Source organism: Paenibacillus sp. FSL H8-0260 (genome assembly GCF_045040625.1).
Classification (GTDB): domain Bacteria; phylum Bacillota; class Bacilli; order Paenibacillales; family Paenibacillaceae; genus Paenibacillus_AQ; species Paenibacillus_AQ odorifer.
The window spans coordinates 4245234-4260742 of record NZ_CP150298.1 but is presented as its reverse complement, the minus strand read 5'-3'; the positions used below and the strand labels follow the sequence as shown (position 1 = coordinate 4260742).

11 protein-coding genes are annotated in these 15509 nt (G+C 45.2%); all 11 read left to right on the top strand.

Translation table 11 applies throughout. The features are described 5' to 3' along the window. Window positions 1-59: 59 nt before the first annotated feature. Window positions 60-827: an isoprenyl transferase gene (locus tag MHI51_RS18880; RefSeq protein ID WP_076127834.1), complete on the top strand. Its 768-nt coding sequence runs from the start codon at window positions 60-62 to the stop codon at window positions 825-827. 20 nt (window positions 828-847) lie between these two features. Next, on the top strand, window positions 848-1651 hold the full coding sequence (locus tag MHI51_RS18875; RefSeq protein WP_076219963.1) for a phosphatidate cytidylyltransferase: 804 nt from the start codon (window positions 848-850) through the stop codon (window positions 1649-1651). A gap of 23 nt (window positions 1652-1674) precedes the next feature. Then, a complete protein-coding gene (locus MHI51_RS18870) occupies window positions 1675-2814 on the top strand; it encodes a 1-deoxy-D-xylulose-5-phosphate reductoisomerase (RefSeq protein ID WP_076182634.1) in 1140 nt (379 codons plus the stop codon). A gap of 247 nt (window positions 2815-3061) precedes the next feature. After that, window positions 3062-4336: an RIP metalloprotease RseP gene (gene rseP, locus MHI51_RS18865; RefSeq protein WP_076127839.1), complete on the top strand. Its 1275-nt coding sequence runs from the start codon at window positions 3062-3064 to the stop codon at window positions 4334-4336. A gap of 25 nt (window positions 4337-4361) precedes the next feature. After that, window positions 4362-5810 carry a proline--tRNA ligase gene (proS, locus tag MHI51_RS18860; protein ID WP_036688477.1) on the top strand — a complete coding sequence of 483 codons (1449 nt, stop codon included), beginning with the start codon at window positions 4362-4364 and terminating at the stop codon, window positions 5808-5810. Between the two features lie 266 nt (window positions 5811-6076). Beyond that, on the top strand, window positions 6077-10405 hold the full coding sequence (locus tag MHI51_RS18855; protein ID WP_076301622.1) for a PolC-type DNA polymerase III: 4329 nt from the start codon (window positions 6077-6079) through the stop codon (window positions 10403-10405). Between the two features lie 199 nt (window positions 10406-10604). Next, entirely contained in the window at window positions 10605-11072 is a 468-nt protein-coding gene (rimP, locus tag MHI51_RS18850; RefSeq protein WP_076127842.1) for a ribosome maturation factor RimP, read from the top strand. Between the two features lie 26 nt (window positions 11073-11098). Continuing rightward, window positions 11099-12196, top strand: coding sequence for a transcription termination factor NusA (nusA, locus tag MHI51_RS18845; RefSeq protein ID WP_036688470.1), 1098 nt, complete (start codon window positions 11099-11101; stop codon window positions 12194-12196). A gap of 28 nt (window positions 12197-12224) precedes the next feature. Further along, window positions 12225-12533 carry an RNase P modulator RnpM gene (gene rnpM / locus MHI51_RS18840; protein WP_036688467.1) on the top strand — a complete coding sequence of 103 codons (309 nt, stop codon included), beginning with the start codon at window positions 12225-12227 and terminating at the stop codon, window positions 12531-12533. Next, window positions 12526-12849, top strand: a complete 324-nt coding sequence (locus MHI51_RS18835; protein WP_036688466.1) for a YlxQ family RNA-binding protein — start codon at window positions 12526-12528, stop codon at window positions 12847-12849. The genes rnpM and MHI51_RS18835 overlap by 8 nt, the downstream gene beginning before the upstream one ends. Beyond that, the gene (gene infB / locus MHI51_RS18830) at window positions 12842-15502 is read left to right on the top strand and encodes a translation initiation factor IF-2 (RefSeq protein ID WP_076127844.1); all 2661 of its coding nucleotides are present in this window, start codon (window positions 12842-12844) and stop codon (window positions 15500-15502) included. Before MHI51_RS18835 ends, infB begins: the two co-directional genes overlap by 8 nt. Window positions 15503-15509: the final 7 nt, after the last annotated feature.

Below are 15509 nucleotides of genomic sequence, written 5' to 3'. Positions count from 1 at the left end.
GGCCCCTCCGTTAATGGTGGGGTTTGTCTCTTTCTGATAAGAGCTTGGAGGAAACGGAAATGATCAAACGGATTCAAGCGTGGCTGAGCCGTAAAGACAGGCAACAGTCAGTCGAGATTTCACCGGATAACATTCCCCGGCATGTGGCTGTGATAATGGATGGTAATGGACGCTGGGCTAAACGGCGCGGCTTACCGCGCGTTATGGGTCATCAGAACGGCATGAAGGCTGTCAAACGTGCTACGATCGCTGCAGACGAATTAGGTATTAAATACTTAACGATGTATGCGTTCTCGACAGAAAACTGGATACGCCCGAAAGAAGAAGTCGATTACTTGATGCGTTTGCCTGGGGAGTTTCTGGCGATTGAGCTTGATGAGCTAATCGAGAAGAATGTTCAAGTACGCATGATGGGTGACGCTGACGCTTTACCTTCATATACCCGTAAGGCTATGGAAGAGGCGGTAGCTCGAACAAAAGAGAATACTGGATTGATCTTAAATTTTGCTCTTAACTATGGTGGACGCAATGAAATAGAAGGCTGTATGCGCAGTTTAGGGAAAGATATCCAAGCTGGTATATTGTCGCCAGAAGAAATTACATCAGAGTTGATTAACAACAGACTATTAACTGCTGGTTTACCCGATCCTGATTTGCTGATACGTACAAGCGGAGAAATTCGGCTTAGCAATTTTATGTTATGGCAGGTTGCCTATAGTGAACTGTGGTTTACTGATGTGTACTGGCCTGAGTTCGACAAAGAGCATTTGCATCAGGCCGTTGCTGAATATCAACGACGAACACGCCGTTATGGTGGACTGAAGTAGCTTGTTAGGAGATGGAACCTTTGAAGCAGCGATTGATTACCGGAATTGTTGCCGGAATATTATTTTTAGGGTTATGTGTACTGGGAAACTGGCCGTATCAGGTTCTGCTTATTGCTATGGCTCTTATAGGTTTTTATGAATTTGTCAAAATGATAGGTATTTCTACGCTTTCCGGTACTACTGTTCTGGGTTACGCAGCTATTCTAAGCTTCATGATCCCATGGAATTTGCTTGGTGTTAATGAGCCGTTGTCCTGGGAGCAAGGGATTTGGATTCTGCTGTTATTGTTCCTTCTGGTCACCGTTTTTACTAAAAATAAATTAGATATTCGAGTAACAGCCTTGCTGTTTACTGGTATTGTATACATTGGAATGGGCTTCTCTTATATGGCCGTGGCTCGTGCATCGGATGACGGACATGGTTTGTTCTGGACTTTTTTGCTCCTGTTCTGCATTTGGGGCAGTGATGCGGGGGCATATTTTGTAGGCAGAAGCTTTGGCAAGAACAAGCTCTGGCCGGCCATCAGTCCTAACAAAACGGTGGAAGGTGCTGTTGGCGGGGTACTGATCTCGATGCTTATTTCTATCGTGTTTGCGCTGCTTGCTCCTGAACACTTGACGATAGGACGAGCATTGCTTATTGGGCTTTCTTGTGCGATATTAGGACAGCTTGGAGATCTTGTGCAGTCAGCTTATAAACGTGCGTATGGCATTAAAGACTCAGGTACACTTTTGCCAGGGCATGGCGGTATTCTTGATCGATGTGACAGCTGGATTATCGTATTTCCATTCGTACATATTGTAATGCTTATGCCTTACTATTAAACGAAGGGAGAGAGAGTATAACTATGAAAAAAATAAGTGTTCTAGGTTCGACGGGTTCGATCGGCACTCAGACTCTAGATGTCATCGCAATGCACCCAGACTCTTTTGAAGTAGATGGCTTGGCGGCCGGAACAAATACAACATTATTGCTGGAGCAAGTTCGTCGTTTTAACCCGCGTAGAGTCTCTGTGGCAACGAAAGAGCTGGCAGATGAGATTAGATCCAGCCTACCTTCTGGTATAGAGCTTTACAGCGGGAATGAAGGGCTTGTTGAAGTGGCGGCTGGCGGCGATGCCGAAATGGTCGTAACGGCTGTTATGGGGAGCGTAGGGCTTCAATCAACACTAGCGGCAATTGAAGCTGGCAAACATATTGGACTCGCCAATAAGGAGACATTAGTAACGGCCGGACATTTGGTCACTAATCTCGCTAATCGTAAGGGAGTTAAGCTGTTGCCGATTGATAGTGAGCATTCAGCTATTTATCAATGTCTCAATGGCGAGAACATCTCAGATATTGCCTACATTACTTTAACAGCATCCGGCGGCTCATTCCGCGACTTCACGCGTGATCAGCTTAAGGATGTGACGGTAGAAGATGCGCTTCGTCATCCGAATTGGAGCATGGGCGCGAAAATAACGATAGATTCTGCTACAATGGTGAACAAGGGCCTAGAGGTTATTGAAGCGCATTGGTTATTCGGTCTTCCGTATGAACAAGTGAATGTGCTGCTGCACCCGGAGAGCATCATTCACTCTTATGTTGAATTCCGTGACAGCAGTATTATTGCCCAGCTTGGCAATCCCGATATGCGTGTCCCGATTCAATATGCACTTACTTATCCAGCTCGTTGGGAATCTCCGGCACAGCGGTTGTCGTTAGCTGAGATAGGACGTTTGACCTTCCGTGAAATGGACTTTGAACGTTACCCTGCACTGAAGCTAGCGATAGATTGTGGAAAAGCTGGTGGAACGGCGACTACAGCTTTTAATGCTGCGAACGAAATAGCTGTTGCTCGATTCTTGAGTCATGAGATCTCGTTCCTGCGTATTGAGGAGATTATCGGAGAAGTGCTAGATCGTCATAATAACGAGCATAATCCGAATCTGGAACAAATTGAATCCTGTGATAGACGTGTTCGAGAACTGGCAGCTACGCTGTAGAACGTAGAAAGATATCCTTTTCAAAATATAAGAAAGTATAAGTTTCACTTTATACATTATCCTTATATTTCTCGCGTAAACGCGTACCGTCTCCTTAAGGGACACCGATGGCGTTATTGCTTGACTGGAAATACTTACTTTGCCCTAAAAATAGGTTGGGACAGTTGATTCTCTTGTGCCTGATCGGAGAATAATGATAAATTAAGAGGACATACTTCGGTCTTACACCTAAAGGGGGATGATACGTTTGGAAATGGTTCAGGTCGTTTTTTTAACGGTGCTCATGTTTTTTGTACTTGTGACTGTACACGAATGGGGTCACTATTATTTTGCCAAACGCGCCGGTATTCTCGTGAGGGAATTTGCTATCGGTTTCGGTCCGAAACTGTTTTCTTATAAACGGAATGAGACTCAGTTCACTCTTCGCTTACTGCCTTTTGGCGGTTATGCCCGTATGGCTGGTGAAGATCCTGAGATTGTCGAGATAGGTTCTGGACAGACCATTGCGGTAAGGCTCGGACAAGACAATAAAGTTAAAAATATTTATCTGGATGCACTAGACACCCGTAGAAATGTTATCCGTGGTGAGGCGCTGAATACCGATCTCGAGGATAAATTGCAGATTACCTTAGATGTGGACGGAGAAGTTACTACTTATGATGTTCATCCGCAAGCGATGATGATTAAAGGGACGCAACAGACACAAATTGCACCTAAAGATCGTCAATTCGGCAGCAAGACCGTGGGTCAGCGTGCGTTGGCTATTGTTGCGGGTCCTGTGATGAACTTTCTGTTAGCTTTTGTACTCTTCGCCATCCATTTGCAAATGGTCGGTATTCAAGTTGAAAATCCTACTTTTGTTAAGATTGGCGACGTCTCCGAAGGAATGCCTGCGCAAGAAGCAGGACTCCAAAAGGGCGACATCATTGTCTCCATCAATGGTGAGAAGATCGGTGCTGATTACCAAAAAATGATTAGCTTGACCTCGGAGTCCAAAGGGAAAGAAATGAACTGGACGCTGCAGCGGGGCGAGGAAACCCTTAACGTTACGCTAGTTCCTCGTAGTATGGAAGGGCAAGAAGGCGGTAAAATAGGCATCACTCCTGAGCTGCCTACTCGTAAAGCTGGTTTTGGCGAGACGATAACAGGTTCAGGAAAAGCTATGGTCGATACGACAGAAGCTATCTTTTTGGGCTTTAAACAATTGATCAATAAATTCAATATGGATGATATTGGAGGTCCGGTTCGTACGTTTGAGGTAACCGGTCAAATTGCTCAACAAGGTATTCAGTATCTTACATACTGGGCCGCTATTTTGAGTCTATATCTGGGAATATTTAACCTCTTGCCGATTCCGGCACTCGATGGAAGCCGTCTGGCATTCCTAGGTGTAGAGGCACTGCGTGGCAAACCTGTGGATCCGGGTCATGAAGGCATGGTTCACTTTGTAGGTTTTGCACTGCTATTTTTATTAATGATTGCTGTTACGTATAATGATATTTTACGTTTGATCAGCGGCTAATTTTCTTCGGGAGGCATTCCATTACATGGCAAAAGATAAACAATTCGTTACGGAAATCACGCCGCAAAGCGAGGATTTCTCACGCTGGTATATTGATGTTATTAAAAAAGGAGACTTGATGGATTACTCTCCTGTTCGTGGCTGTATTGTATTTAAGCCAGAAGGCTATGAAATATGGGAGCATATTCAGGAGGAAATGAACCGTCGCCTCAAGGAAACTGGGCATCGAAACGCTTATTTTCCAGTGTTCATTCCAGAGAGTTTCTTTCAGAAGGAAAAGGATCACATTGAAGGCTTTAATCCAGAGCTGCCATGGGTAACAGAAGCGGGTGGTGACGTACTTGAGGAACGTCTCGCAGTTCGTCCTACTTCAGAGACCATGTTTGGCCACATGTACTCCAAATGGATTCAATCTTATCGTGACCTTCCTGTACTTATCAATCAATGGGCGAACGTGGTTCGTTGGGAGAAACGTACATTGCCATTTATCCGCACTACTGAGTTTCTTTGGCAAGAAGGGCATACCGCGCATGAGAATGAAGCGGAAGCTCGTGAAGAAACTATGCGGATGCTGGATAACTACCGTGATTTTGTCGAGACCTATCTTGCCATTCCGGTTATTACCGGACAAAAGACACCTTCCGAGCGTTTTGCCGGTGCGGTAGATACGTATTCTATTGAAGCGATGATGAAGGATGGACGCGCTGTTCAGGCTGCTACTTCACATTACCTCGGCACCAAGTTTGCCACAGCTTTTGAGATTCAATATTTAAGCCGTGACAATAATTTGGAGTATGTACACACTACTTCATGGGGCTCAACCACTCGCTTGATTGGCTCCCTGATTATGGTGCATGGAGATGACCGCGGTCTTGTTCTGCCGCCTAAGGTAGCTCCAACGCAAGTTATTATGATTCCTATCGGACCTCCTAAGACCCGCGAAGCTGTGATTGGGCGGACGGACGAGCTGTTCAAGGAATTGAAGAATGCTGGCGTTCGTGTACGTGTGGATGATCGTTCAGATGTTACCCCAGGCTGGAAGTTTAATGAATATGAAATGCGTGGAGTGCCAGTACGTTTGGAGCTTGGACCACGTGACATGGAGAATGGCGTCTGCGTTCTCGTCTCACGTGTCACCGGTGAGAAGAAGGTTATTCAACAGGAAAACCTCGTAGAAGAGGTTCAAACAATGCTTGAACAGGTTCACAATGAAATGTTCGAACGTGCGCTGAAATTCCGTGAGGACCATTTCTATTCTGTAGATTCCTTGGAGGAAATGAAAGCTTCGATGGACGAAAAACGTGGATTTGCTCTAGCGGGATGGTGTGGTTCCGAAGAATGCGAGTCCAAAGTTAAGGAAGAGACAGGTGCGGGTAGCCGCAATATTCCTTTTGATCCAGCGGAGACTAAGCAAGTCTGCATATGCTGTGGCCAACCAGCCAAGCATACTGTGGTTTTTGCAAAGGCATATTAATCTTTAGGCACCGATCAACAGTCTTGTAGTATTTTAATTTAGCTTCTGGCGAGAGGAGTCGGCGGGCCGTAAGAACCCAATGCTTTTTGAACCCAGAAGCTTTTTAAAATATAAGAATTTATAGGTTTTCGCTATAAATTCTTATATTTTTACGAGAAACAGTTGTCGTCTTTAAAAGTCGACTACATCGTTTCTTCTTATCATATTGTACTTTCACTGTATATCATGGATAGTTTTAACTGGGTTATTAAAGGTGGGAGGAAAGCATGGAACAAAACCAGGAGAGAAGAAAAAGGTTCGAGCTCTTGATGAAGCAGGGTGAAATTCCACCTGCAATCATGGACCCCTACTTTTTGGATGGGTATATAGAACGTGTTGAGATCAGTCGTGGCAACCGGGACTGGCAAATCGTTATAGCGAAAGATAGTCTGGTTCCAGCACAGGTATATCGGACATTTTGCCTTAGAATGCGTGAGAAGCTACAGCATATAGCTAAAGTAAGCTTTTTGTTCATATATGATGAGAAGGTTAGCAGAGCGGAGCTTGTCCAGGAATATTGGGGACTGTTTCTGGAGTGGGTACATCGGGAGATTCCATCGGTAAACGGCTGGCTGACCCGCTCCTCACAGGAGCTTAAAGAGGATACTTTAATGTTAACGATGAGTGATTCCACTTCGATGGAGTTAGCTCGCAAAAAAAGCATCGATGGAGCAATTATTAAATTTTATGATAAGTATTTCGGTCTCTCCTTAAAGGTTAAATTACTAATGGCGGAGAACGAAAATAATAATGTTGAAGCATTCGAAGAATTTCAGCAAAAGCTTCAGCAAGAACAACGCGAGATCGTTGAGCAGATGATGACTGCTGTGGAAACAGAAGCTCCTGCTGATGATAGCGATCCTAATGAAGTAATTAAGCTTCAAGTGGGGTATGAAATTAAGGAACAGGCCGTGCCGATTCTTGAAATTCAAGATGAAGAGAAGAAAATTACAATTCAGGGTACCATTTTTGGTCTGGATCGTAAGGAGCTTCGCAATGGCAGTACCTTGTTCACTTTCAGTCTGACCGATTTTACGGATTCTCTACAAATGAAGATGTTCGCGAAGACTAAAGATGATCTGAAGGTTATGAGTCAGCTAGCTAATGGCAAATGGGTAAGAGCACGCGGGAAAGTAGAATATGACCGTTTTATGCAGATTCCTGAGCTCGTGATGATCCCTTCGGATTTAACGGAAGTTAAGGCACCGCCTGCGCGTAAAGATACAGCTCCTAAGAAACGGGTGGAATTCCACCTTCACACTACGATGAGTACGATGGATGCGGTCACTCCGATCACTACCTATGTCAAAACAGCTGCCCAGTGGGGGCATCCTGCGATTGCGATTTCTGATCATGGCGGCGTTCAGGCTTTTCCTGATGCAAACCATGCAGCTCATAAGCATAAGATAAAAATGATTTATGGCGTGGAAGCTAATGTTGTAAATGACTCTGTGAATATTGTCGAGAACGCTCAGCCTTTGGACTTGAAGACAGCTACCTATGTAGTGTTTGATATAGAAACCACGGGTTTATCGATTACCCGCAATAATATTACGGAGCTGGCGGCCATTAAAATGTGCGAAGGCAAAGAAGTAGACCGTTATTCTACTTTTGTTAATCCGCATGAGAAAATCCCTTATCATATTCAGCAATTGACCAATATTACGGATGAAATGGTTAAGGATGCTCCTGATCTTGAGCCAGTACTGCGTAAGTTTGTTGAATTTGTGGGTGATAGTATCCTTGTAGCTCATAACGCCAGATTTGATATGGGTTTTATTCAGGCCTCGTTACGTAAAATAGGTGAACCTGTGCTTCCGAATCCATCTCTTGATACGCTTGAGCTCGCGCGGTTACTATATCCAAGCATGAAGAATCACAGGCTGAACACATTAGCCGATAAATATAAAGTTCTTCTGGAAAGCCATCACCGTGCGATTGATGATACCATAGCACTCGGCGGTATATTAACAGGATTGCTCGCAGATGCTGAAAAGATGAAGGGCATGACCCGCCTTGATCGACTAAACGATTATGTGGGTAATGATCTTTCGAACACACGACCGTTCCACTGTAATATTTATGCACTAAATCAAATAGGGAAAAAAAATCTCTATAAGCTCATTTCCATGTCACATACGGAATATTTCAAACGTGTACCTTGTATTCCGAAATCCAAGCTGGAAGAGCATAGAGATGGACTGCTCGTGATTTCGGGTTGTGAACGTGGAGAGTTTTTTGAAGCAGTACTTAACAAAACGACTGAGGAAGCCATGGAGGTTGCTCATTTTTATGATGTGCTGGAGATTCAGCCATTGACCATGTACATGCACTTGGTGGACAAGGGCTTTGTAGCAGGCCCTGATGAGCTTCGCGATGTAGTCCGGAAGGTTTGCGAAATAGGGGAACAGTTGAATAAACCTGTTATCGCAACGGGGAATGTGCATTATCTTGAACCCCGGGACAAGCTGTATCGTGATATTACGATTAATGGGATCACGGGCTTTAGTCCGCTTAAAGACCAACGCAAACCGGATGCACACTTCCGCACAACAGATGAAATGCTGTCTGAATTCGAATTTCTTGGTGCTGAAAAAGCGATGGAAGTCGTTGTCACAAATACAGTTGAGCTGGCGGAGCGTTTTGAAGAACTGGAGCTATTTCCAGATAAGCTATTTACACCAATTATTGACGGGGCGGACGAAGAAATTCGCGAGACCTGCTACAATACTGCCAAATCCATTTACGGTGAAGAGCTGCCTGAGGTAGTTATTGCCCGTTTGGAGAAAGAGCTTGCACCGATTATTAAATACGGGTTCTCTGCCAACTATTTGATTTCTGAACGTCTCGTTAAAAAGTCAAATCAGGATGGGTATCTCGTAGGCTCACGGGGTTCCGTAGGTTCTTCTGTAGTAGCTACATTTCTAGGAATTTCAGAAGTTAATCCTTTGCCTGCGCATTATATTTGCCTTAACCCCGAGTGTCGCCATAATGAATGGTTCCTGGACGGTAGTGTGCGGAGCGGATTTGATTTACCAGATAAAGTCTGCCCGGATTGCGGTCAGAAGCTCAAAGGTGAAGGCCAGGATATTCCGTTCGAGACCTTCCTTGGATTTAAAGGGGATAAAGTCCCCGATATCGACTTGAACTTCTCAGGGGAATATCAGCCGAATGCACATAACTTTACCAAAGAAATGTTTGGTGAGAAAAATGTATTCCGTGCCGGAACGATTGGTACCGTAGCTGAGAAGACAGCCTTCGGATTTGCAAAAAAATACGAAGAACTTCACCAGAAACGTTGGCGTGGAGCTGAAGTTGGCCGTCTGGCGGCTGGCTGTACAGGCGTTAAACGTAGTACGGGACAGCATCCGGGTGGTATAGTCGTTGTTCCAGACTATATGGAGGTAGAAGATATTACGCCAGTACAATTCCCGGCGGATGATGTCAATGCTGAATGGAAGACCACACACTTTGATTATCACGCTTTTGACGCGAATTTGCTGAAGCTTGATATTCTGGGTCATGATGATCCGACGATGATGCGGATGCTTCAGGATTTGACAGGTGTTGATCCAACTTCTATCCCGATGAATGACCCGAAAGTAATGAGCATGTTTAACTCTACAGATGCACTTGGAGTAAGACCTGACGAAATCAGATCACCGGTTGCGACCTATGGTGTGCCCGAAATGGGTACCAAGTTCGTACGTCAAATGCTTATTGAGTCGAAGCCGTCCAGCTTTGCTGACTTACTGCAAATATCAGGTTTGTCTCATGGTACTGGAGTTTGGCTTGGTAACGCTCAAGAACTTATAAAGAATAACACTTGTAACATTAAGACCGTTATCGGTTGTCGTGATGACATCATGCTCTTCTTAATTTATAAAGCGGGAATGGATGCGAGCTTGGCCTTTAAAATTACCGAGAGTGTTCGTAAAGGTAAAGGTTTGTCTGACGAATGGATCGAGGAAATGAAAAAGTGCAAGGTCCCACAATGGTATATTGATTCTTGTCTAAAGATTCAATACATGTTCCCGAAGGCGCATGCTGCTGCATACGTAATTTCTGCAGTACGTACCGCCTACTTCAAGCTGTATCATCCTATTGAATATTATGCGACTTATTTCTCTGTACGTGCAGCAGATTTTGATATTGAATTGTGCTGTAAGGGGTATGAAGCCATCAGCCGTCAGATCGTAGAAATTGAGCAAAAAGGATTTCAAGCTTTGCCTAAGGAAAAGGCTATGTTGCCTGTCCTTGAGATGGCTTTGGAGATGACGGCACGTGGGTTTACATTCAAAAACATTGATCTTTACCGCTCAGAAGCGAATAAGTTTATTGTTGATGACAAGAGTTTGATTCCTCCGTTTTCTGCTTTAGCGGGAATTGGTGAGAATGCTGCTATCAACATAGCTGCTGCGAAAGATGCTGGCGAGTTCCTGTCTATTGAAGATTTCCAGCAGAAATCAAAGGCAAGTAAGACGGTTATTGAGCTGCTGACCGGCATGGGCTGCTTCCGCGGCTTACCGGAAAGCAATCAACTTTCCCTATTTTAAAGGCTTTAACAACACTTATTTCATGGCTAGAAAAGAGTGCTCCAAAGGGGGAGTCAAGGGCTAGCACTTGTCAGTCCAGTTTCCCTATGGTATAATTTCTTTGGTAATAATGAGATAAGTCCGTTGTGTAAAGAGTGGGGAAACCCACTCTTTATCTTTGGTATATAGCAAAAGACAAGTTCGTGGAGGTAATTTTCTTTTGAGCACACCCAAATCTAAAATTAAACAAACGGTAGAGCAGATGCTCGGGCCCTATCTCGACGACAATGGTTTCGAACTGGTGGACGTTGAATACGTGAAGGAAGGCTCCAATTGGTTTCTGCGTATATTCGTAGATAAAGAAGGCGGCATTGATATTGATGACTGCGGGATCATTAGCGAATATTTCAGTCAGAAGTTAGATGAGAATGATCCTATTCCTGAGGCATATTTCCTTGAGGTTTCCTCGCCGGGAGCAGAGCGTCCTCTCAAAAAAGCTGCGGATGTAGCTAAAGCGGTAGGTAAGGACGTGTATGTGACTGTTTATGAGCCGATTCAAGGACTCAAAGAATTTGAAGGTCGTTTGCTCTCGTTCGAGAACGAGGAACTGCTCATCTCCGCGGGCAAAAAAGAACATGTAGTACCGTACGCCAAGGTCGCAAGTGCGAGATTGGCCATTATTTTTTAACGTCTTGAAAGGGGGGCCGGAAATTCATGAGTATGGAGTTTATTGAAGCAATGAATGAGCTGGAGAGGGAGAGAGGCATCAGTAAAGATGTGCTGTTTGAAGCGATTGAAGCGGCGCTGATCTCTAGTTATAAACGTAATTTCAATGCAGCACAGAACGTGCGTGTTGACATGAATCGCAATACAGGTGTCATTAAAGTGTTTGCCCGCAAGTTAATTGTTGAGGAGGTCCTGGATACAAGGACTGAAATCTCATTGCCGGCAGCCAGAGAAATTAACCCGCATTTCCAGCTGGAAGATATCGCTGAGCTTGAAGTGACACCGCGTGATTTTGGACGTATTGCCGCACAGACTGCTAAGCAGGTTGTAACTCAACGAATTCGCGAGGCAGAGCGTGGACTTATCTATAATGCTTTTATCGACAAAGAAGATGATATCGTTACTGGACTAGTTCAACGTCAAGATATGCGGAACATTTACATTGATCTTGGTAAAATCGAAGCGGTTCTTCCGCTTAGCGAATTGATGCCAGGTGAAAAGTTCAAACAAAGCGAACGCATCAAGGCTTATATCACAAAAGTTGAGAATACAACAAAAGGTCCGCAGATTATGCTCTCCCGCAGTCATCCTGGATTACTGAAGCGTCTGTTCGAGCTTGAAGTTCCTGAAATATTTGACGGTGTAGTTGAGATTCGTTCTGTAGCCCGTGAAGCTGGCTTCCGCTCGAAGATTGCTGTGTATTCCCGCAATCCAGAAGTAGATCCCGTTGGTTCTTGCGTAGGTCCAAGAGGCACACGCGTTCAGACCATCGTTACTGAGCTTCGCGGTGAGAAGATCGATATCGTCCGTTATTCTGATCTGGTGCAGGAATATGTTGCGAATGCACTTAGCCCTTCAAAGGTTCTTGAAGTTCAAGTCTTTGAAGCGGAGAAGATGGCGAGAGTGATCGTTCCTGATTATCAATTGTCACTGGCTATCGGTATTAAAGGGCAAAATGCACGTCTTGCCGCTAAACTTACCGGCTGGAAGATTGATATCAAGAGTGAAACTCAAGCGGAGCAGGAATACGGCAGACCGAAATCTTCTATTGATGAAATGCATCAGGATTCCGTCTCCATAGATTAATTAACCTGCTTGACGGGAGGCGTTTGTTATGAAACAAAAAAAGGTTCCGCTGCGTAAATGCGTTGCTACCCAAGAGATGATGCCTAAAAAAGAGCTGATTCGTGTGGTAAGAACGCCTGAAGGTGAAGTGCTGATTGATCTGACGGGCAAGAAGTCAGGCCGTGGTGCTTACATATGCGGCAAGCTTGAATGCTTTCAGCTGGCACAAAAGAACAAAGCACTTGACCGTGCATTGAAATGTCAAGTGAGTCCTGAAATCTACGCCCAGCTAGCCCGGGAGTTTACTTCCGTGGAAGAGCAGTTTCTAGCAGCAAAGGATAGTGAGGATAATGAGTAAGGCGCTTTCTTATTTAGGGCTTGCCATGAGAGCAGGCAAGATAGTCACCGGTGACGAGGCTGTACTCAAAGCTGTACGGTCTTCAGAGGCGAAGCTGGTCGTTCTGGCAGGTGACGCTTCAGATAATACCCAAAAAAAGTTCCGTGATAAATGCGGAACTTACGATATTCCACTAGTAATCGCATTTCACCGGGATGAACTCGGTGCAAGTATTGGTAAAGACCAGCGTGTAGTACTGGCCATTACGGATAAAGGATTCGCGGAAATGATCTCCAAGCAACTCGGAGATACTGTCGGAGGTGGATTTATTGACTAAAGAAGAGAACAAAGATAAATTGCGCGTGTACGAATACGCCAAGTCACTAAACATGAGCAGTAAAGAAATTATTACTATTCTGAAGCGTTTGAATGTCCCTGTGAATAATCATATGAGTGTCATGGAGAATGGATCCGTGAACAAAGTTGAACAGTTCTTTAAGGATATCAAATCAAACGCTGCAGCCAAGCGGGATACCGGCACCAGCAGCCGGCCGGTAACAACCGGTGCGGTAACAGCCGAACCTCAAAGTGCTCAGAATGCCAACAAAAATCAACAGGAAAAGCAGGTAGGTATGAACAGTAACCAAAACAACAACCAATCGACGACGTCCCCAAGGCCCCAAAGCGGACAAGATTCCCGCAGAACACAAACAGGTTCAACGCAGAATGCACGTCCGCAACAAAGCGGTGCTCCACGTACTAACAGTACTAGCAGTACTAGCAGCAGCCGCCCGCAAGGCAGCACTACTGGCGGCAATCGCCCACAAGGTAGCAATACCGGTGGCAGCCGCCCGCAAAGCAGTAATACTGGCGGCAACCGTCCACAAGGTAGCAATACCGGTGGCAGCCGTCCGCAAGGCAGCAATACTGGTGGTAGCCGCCCACAAGGCAGCAACACTGGTGGAAGCCGTCCACAAGGCAGCAACACAAGTGGCAGCCGTCCGCAAGGACAAAGCAGTGCACCACGCACTGACAGCCGTCCACAAGGTCAATCTGGCACAGGCGGAGGTTTCACACGCGGTGATGACAGAGGTCCTAAAAAGAACACAACTGGTGGCAGACCGAATAATAATCAAAGACGTTTCGATGATGGTAAAGGTGGTAACTACCGCGGTCGTGGTGGTAAGAATGGCCGTGGCAAGAACCAGCCAATGGTACACCGCGAGAAGATCGATAACACGCCTAAGAAAATCATCGTTCGTGGCAGCATGACCGTTGGTGAAACAGCGAAATTGCTTCACAAGGATGCTTCTGAAGTAATCAAAAAGCTGATTTCGATGGGTGTTATGGCTACTATCAACCAAGAACTTGATATCGACACCATTTTGCTGCTCGCTGCTGAATTTGGTGTAGAAGTAGAAGTGAAGATTCCTGTGGACGAGGACAGCTTCGAAACAGTGGAAGAGAATGACAATGAAGAGGATCTTCAGACTCGTCCTCCAGTAGTTACTATTATGGGTCACGTTGACCATGGTAAAACTACACTACTTGATGCTATTCGTTCGACCAATGTGACGCTAGGCGAAGCCGGCGGAATCACTCAGCACATCGGTGCTTATCAAGTCGAAATCAACCAAAAGAAAATCACGTTCCTTGATACACCTGGTCACGAAGCATTTACTGCTATGCGTGCTCGTGGTGCACAGGTTACGGATATGACAATTATCGTAGTGGCTGCTGATGACGGTGTTATGCCTCAGACCGTTGAAGCTATTGCACACGCTAAGGCTGCTGGACTTCCGATTATTGTCGCTGTTAATAAAATCGACAAACCGGGTGCAGATCCTGATAAGGTGAAGCAAGAGCTTACAAGTTATGAACTTGTTCCTGAAGAGTGGGGTGGAGATACCATCTTCGTTAACCTCTCTGCGAAACAACGTATTAACTTGGAAGAACTGCTGGAAATGATCCTGCTCGTAGCTGAAGTTAATGAGTACAAAGCGAACCCTGACAAACGGGCACGCGGTACTGTTATAGAAGCTGAGCTTGATAAATCCCGTGGACCAGTTGCTCGTATACTCGTTCAGAACGGTACGTTGAAAGTCGGCGATGCCTTTGTAGCAGGTAACTGCTTCGGACGTGTACGTGCGATGGTCAATGATAAAGGTCGTAAGATCAAAGAAGCTGGACCATCTACTCCAGTAGAAATTACTGGTTTGACTGAGGTGCCACAAGCTGGCGATCCGTTTATGGCTTTTGAAGACGAGCGTAAAGCGCGTGCGATTGCTGATAGACGTTCTACTTCCCAACGTCAATCTGAGCTGAATACGAACACCCGTGTAACTTTGGATGATCTGTTCCAGCACATTAAAGATGGCGAGATCAAAGACCTTAACGTGATTATCAAAGCTGACGTACAAGGTTCAGTCGAGGCGCTTAAAGGATCCTTGGCTAAGATCGAAGTGGAAGGCGTACGCGTGAAGATCATTCACAGCGGTGCTGGTGCGATTACTGAATCCGATATTACGCTTGCAGCAGCATCGAATGCTATCGTTATCGGCTTTAACGTTCGTCCAGACGCACAGACCAAAGCAGCTGCTGAGCAAGAAAAAGTAGATGTTCGTCTGCACAACATTATCTACAACGTAATTGAAGAAATCGAAAGTGCCATGAAAGGTATGCTCGATCCTATCTATAAAGAGAATGTTATCGGTCACGCCGAAGTTCGCAGTGTGTTCAAAATCAGCAAAGTGGGTACCATTGCAGGATGTATGGTTACTTCCGGTAAAATTACCCGTAATGCTGAAATGCGCTTGATCCGTAGCGGAATCGTAGTCTTCACAGGTAAGGTTGATACTTTGAAACGTTTCAAAGATGATGCCAAAGAAGTGGCGCAAGGTTATGAATGTGGCATAACTTTGGAACGCTATAATGACGTCCAAGAGGGCGACATTATCGAAGCGTTTCTTATGGAAACTGTAGAGCGCTAAGCGAAGA

Excerpts from the sequence above, each read along its gene's own strand:
- MHI51_RS18880 (WP_076127834.1), top strand. The coding sequence starts at position 60 with ATGATCAAACGGATTCAAGCGTGGCTGAGCCGTAAAGACAGGCAACAG.
- MHI51_RS18870 (WP_076182634.1), top strand. The coding sequence starts at position 1,675 with ATGAAAAAAATAAGTGTTCTAGGTTCGACGGGTTCGATCGGCACTCAG.
- proS (WP_036688477.1), top strand. The coding sequence starts at position 4,362 with ATGGCAAAAGATAAACAATTCGTTACGGAAATCACGCCGCAAAGCGAG.
- MHI51_RS18855 (WP_076301622.1), top strand. The coding sequence starts at position 6,077 with ATGGAACAAAACCAGGAGAGAAGAAAAAGGTTCGAGCTCTTGATGAAG.
- nusA (WP_036688470.1), top strand. The coding sequence starts at position 11,099 with ATGAGTATGGAGTTTATTGAAGCAATGAATGAGCTGGAGAGGGAGAGA.
- rnpM (WP_036688467.1), top strand. The coding sequence starts at position 12,225 with ATGAAACAAAAAAAGGTTCCGCTGCGTAAATGCGTTGCTACCCAAGAG.
- MHI51_RS18835 (WP_036688466.1), top strand. The coding sequence starts at position 12,526 with ATGAGTAAGGCGCTTTCTTATTTAGGGCTTGCCATGAGAGCAGGCAAG.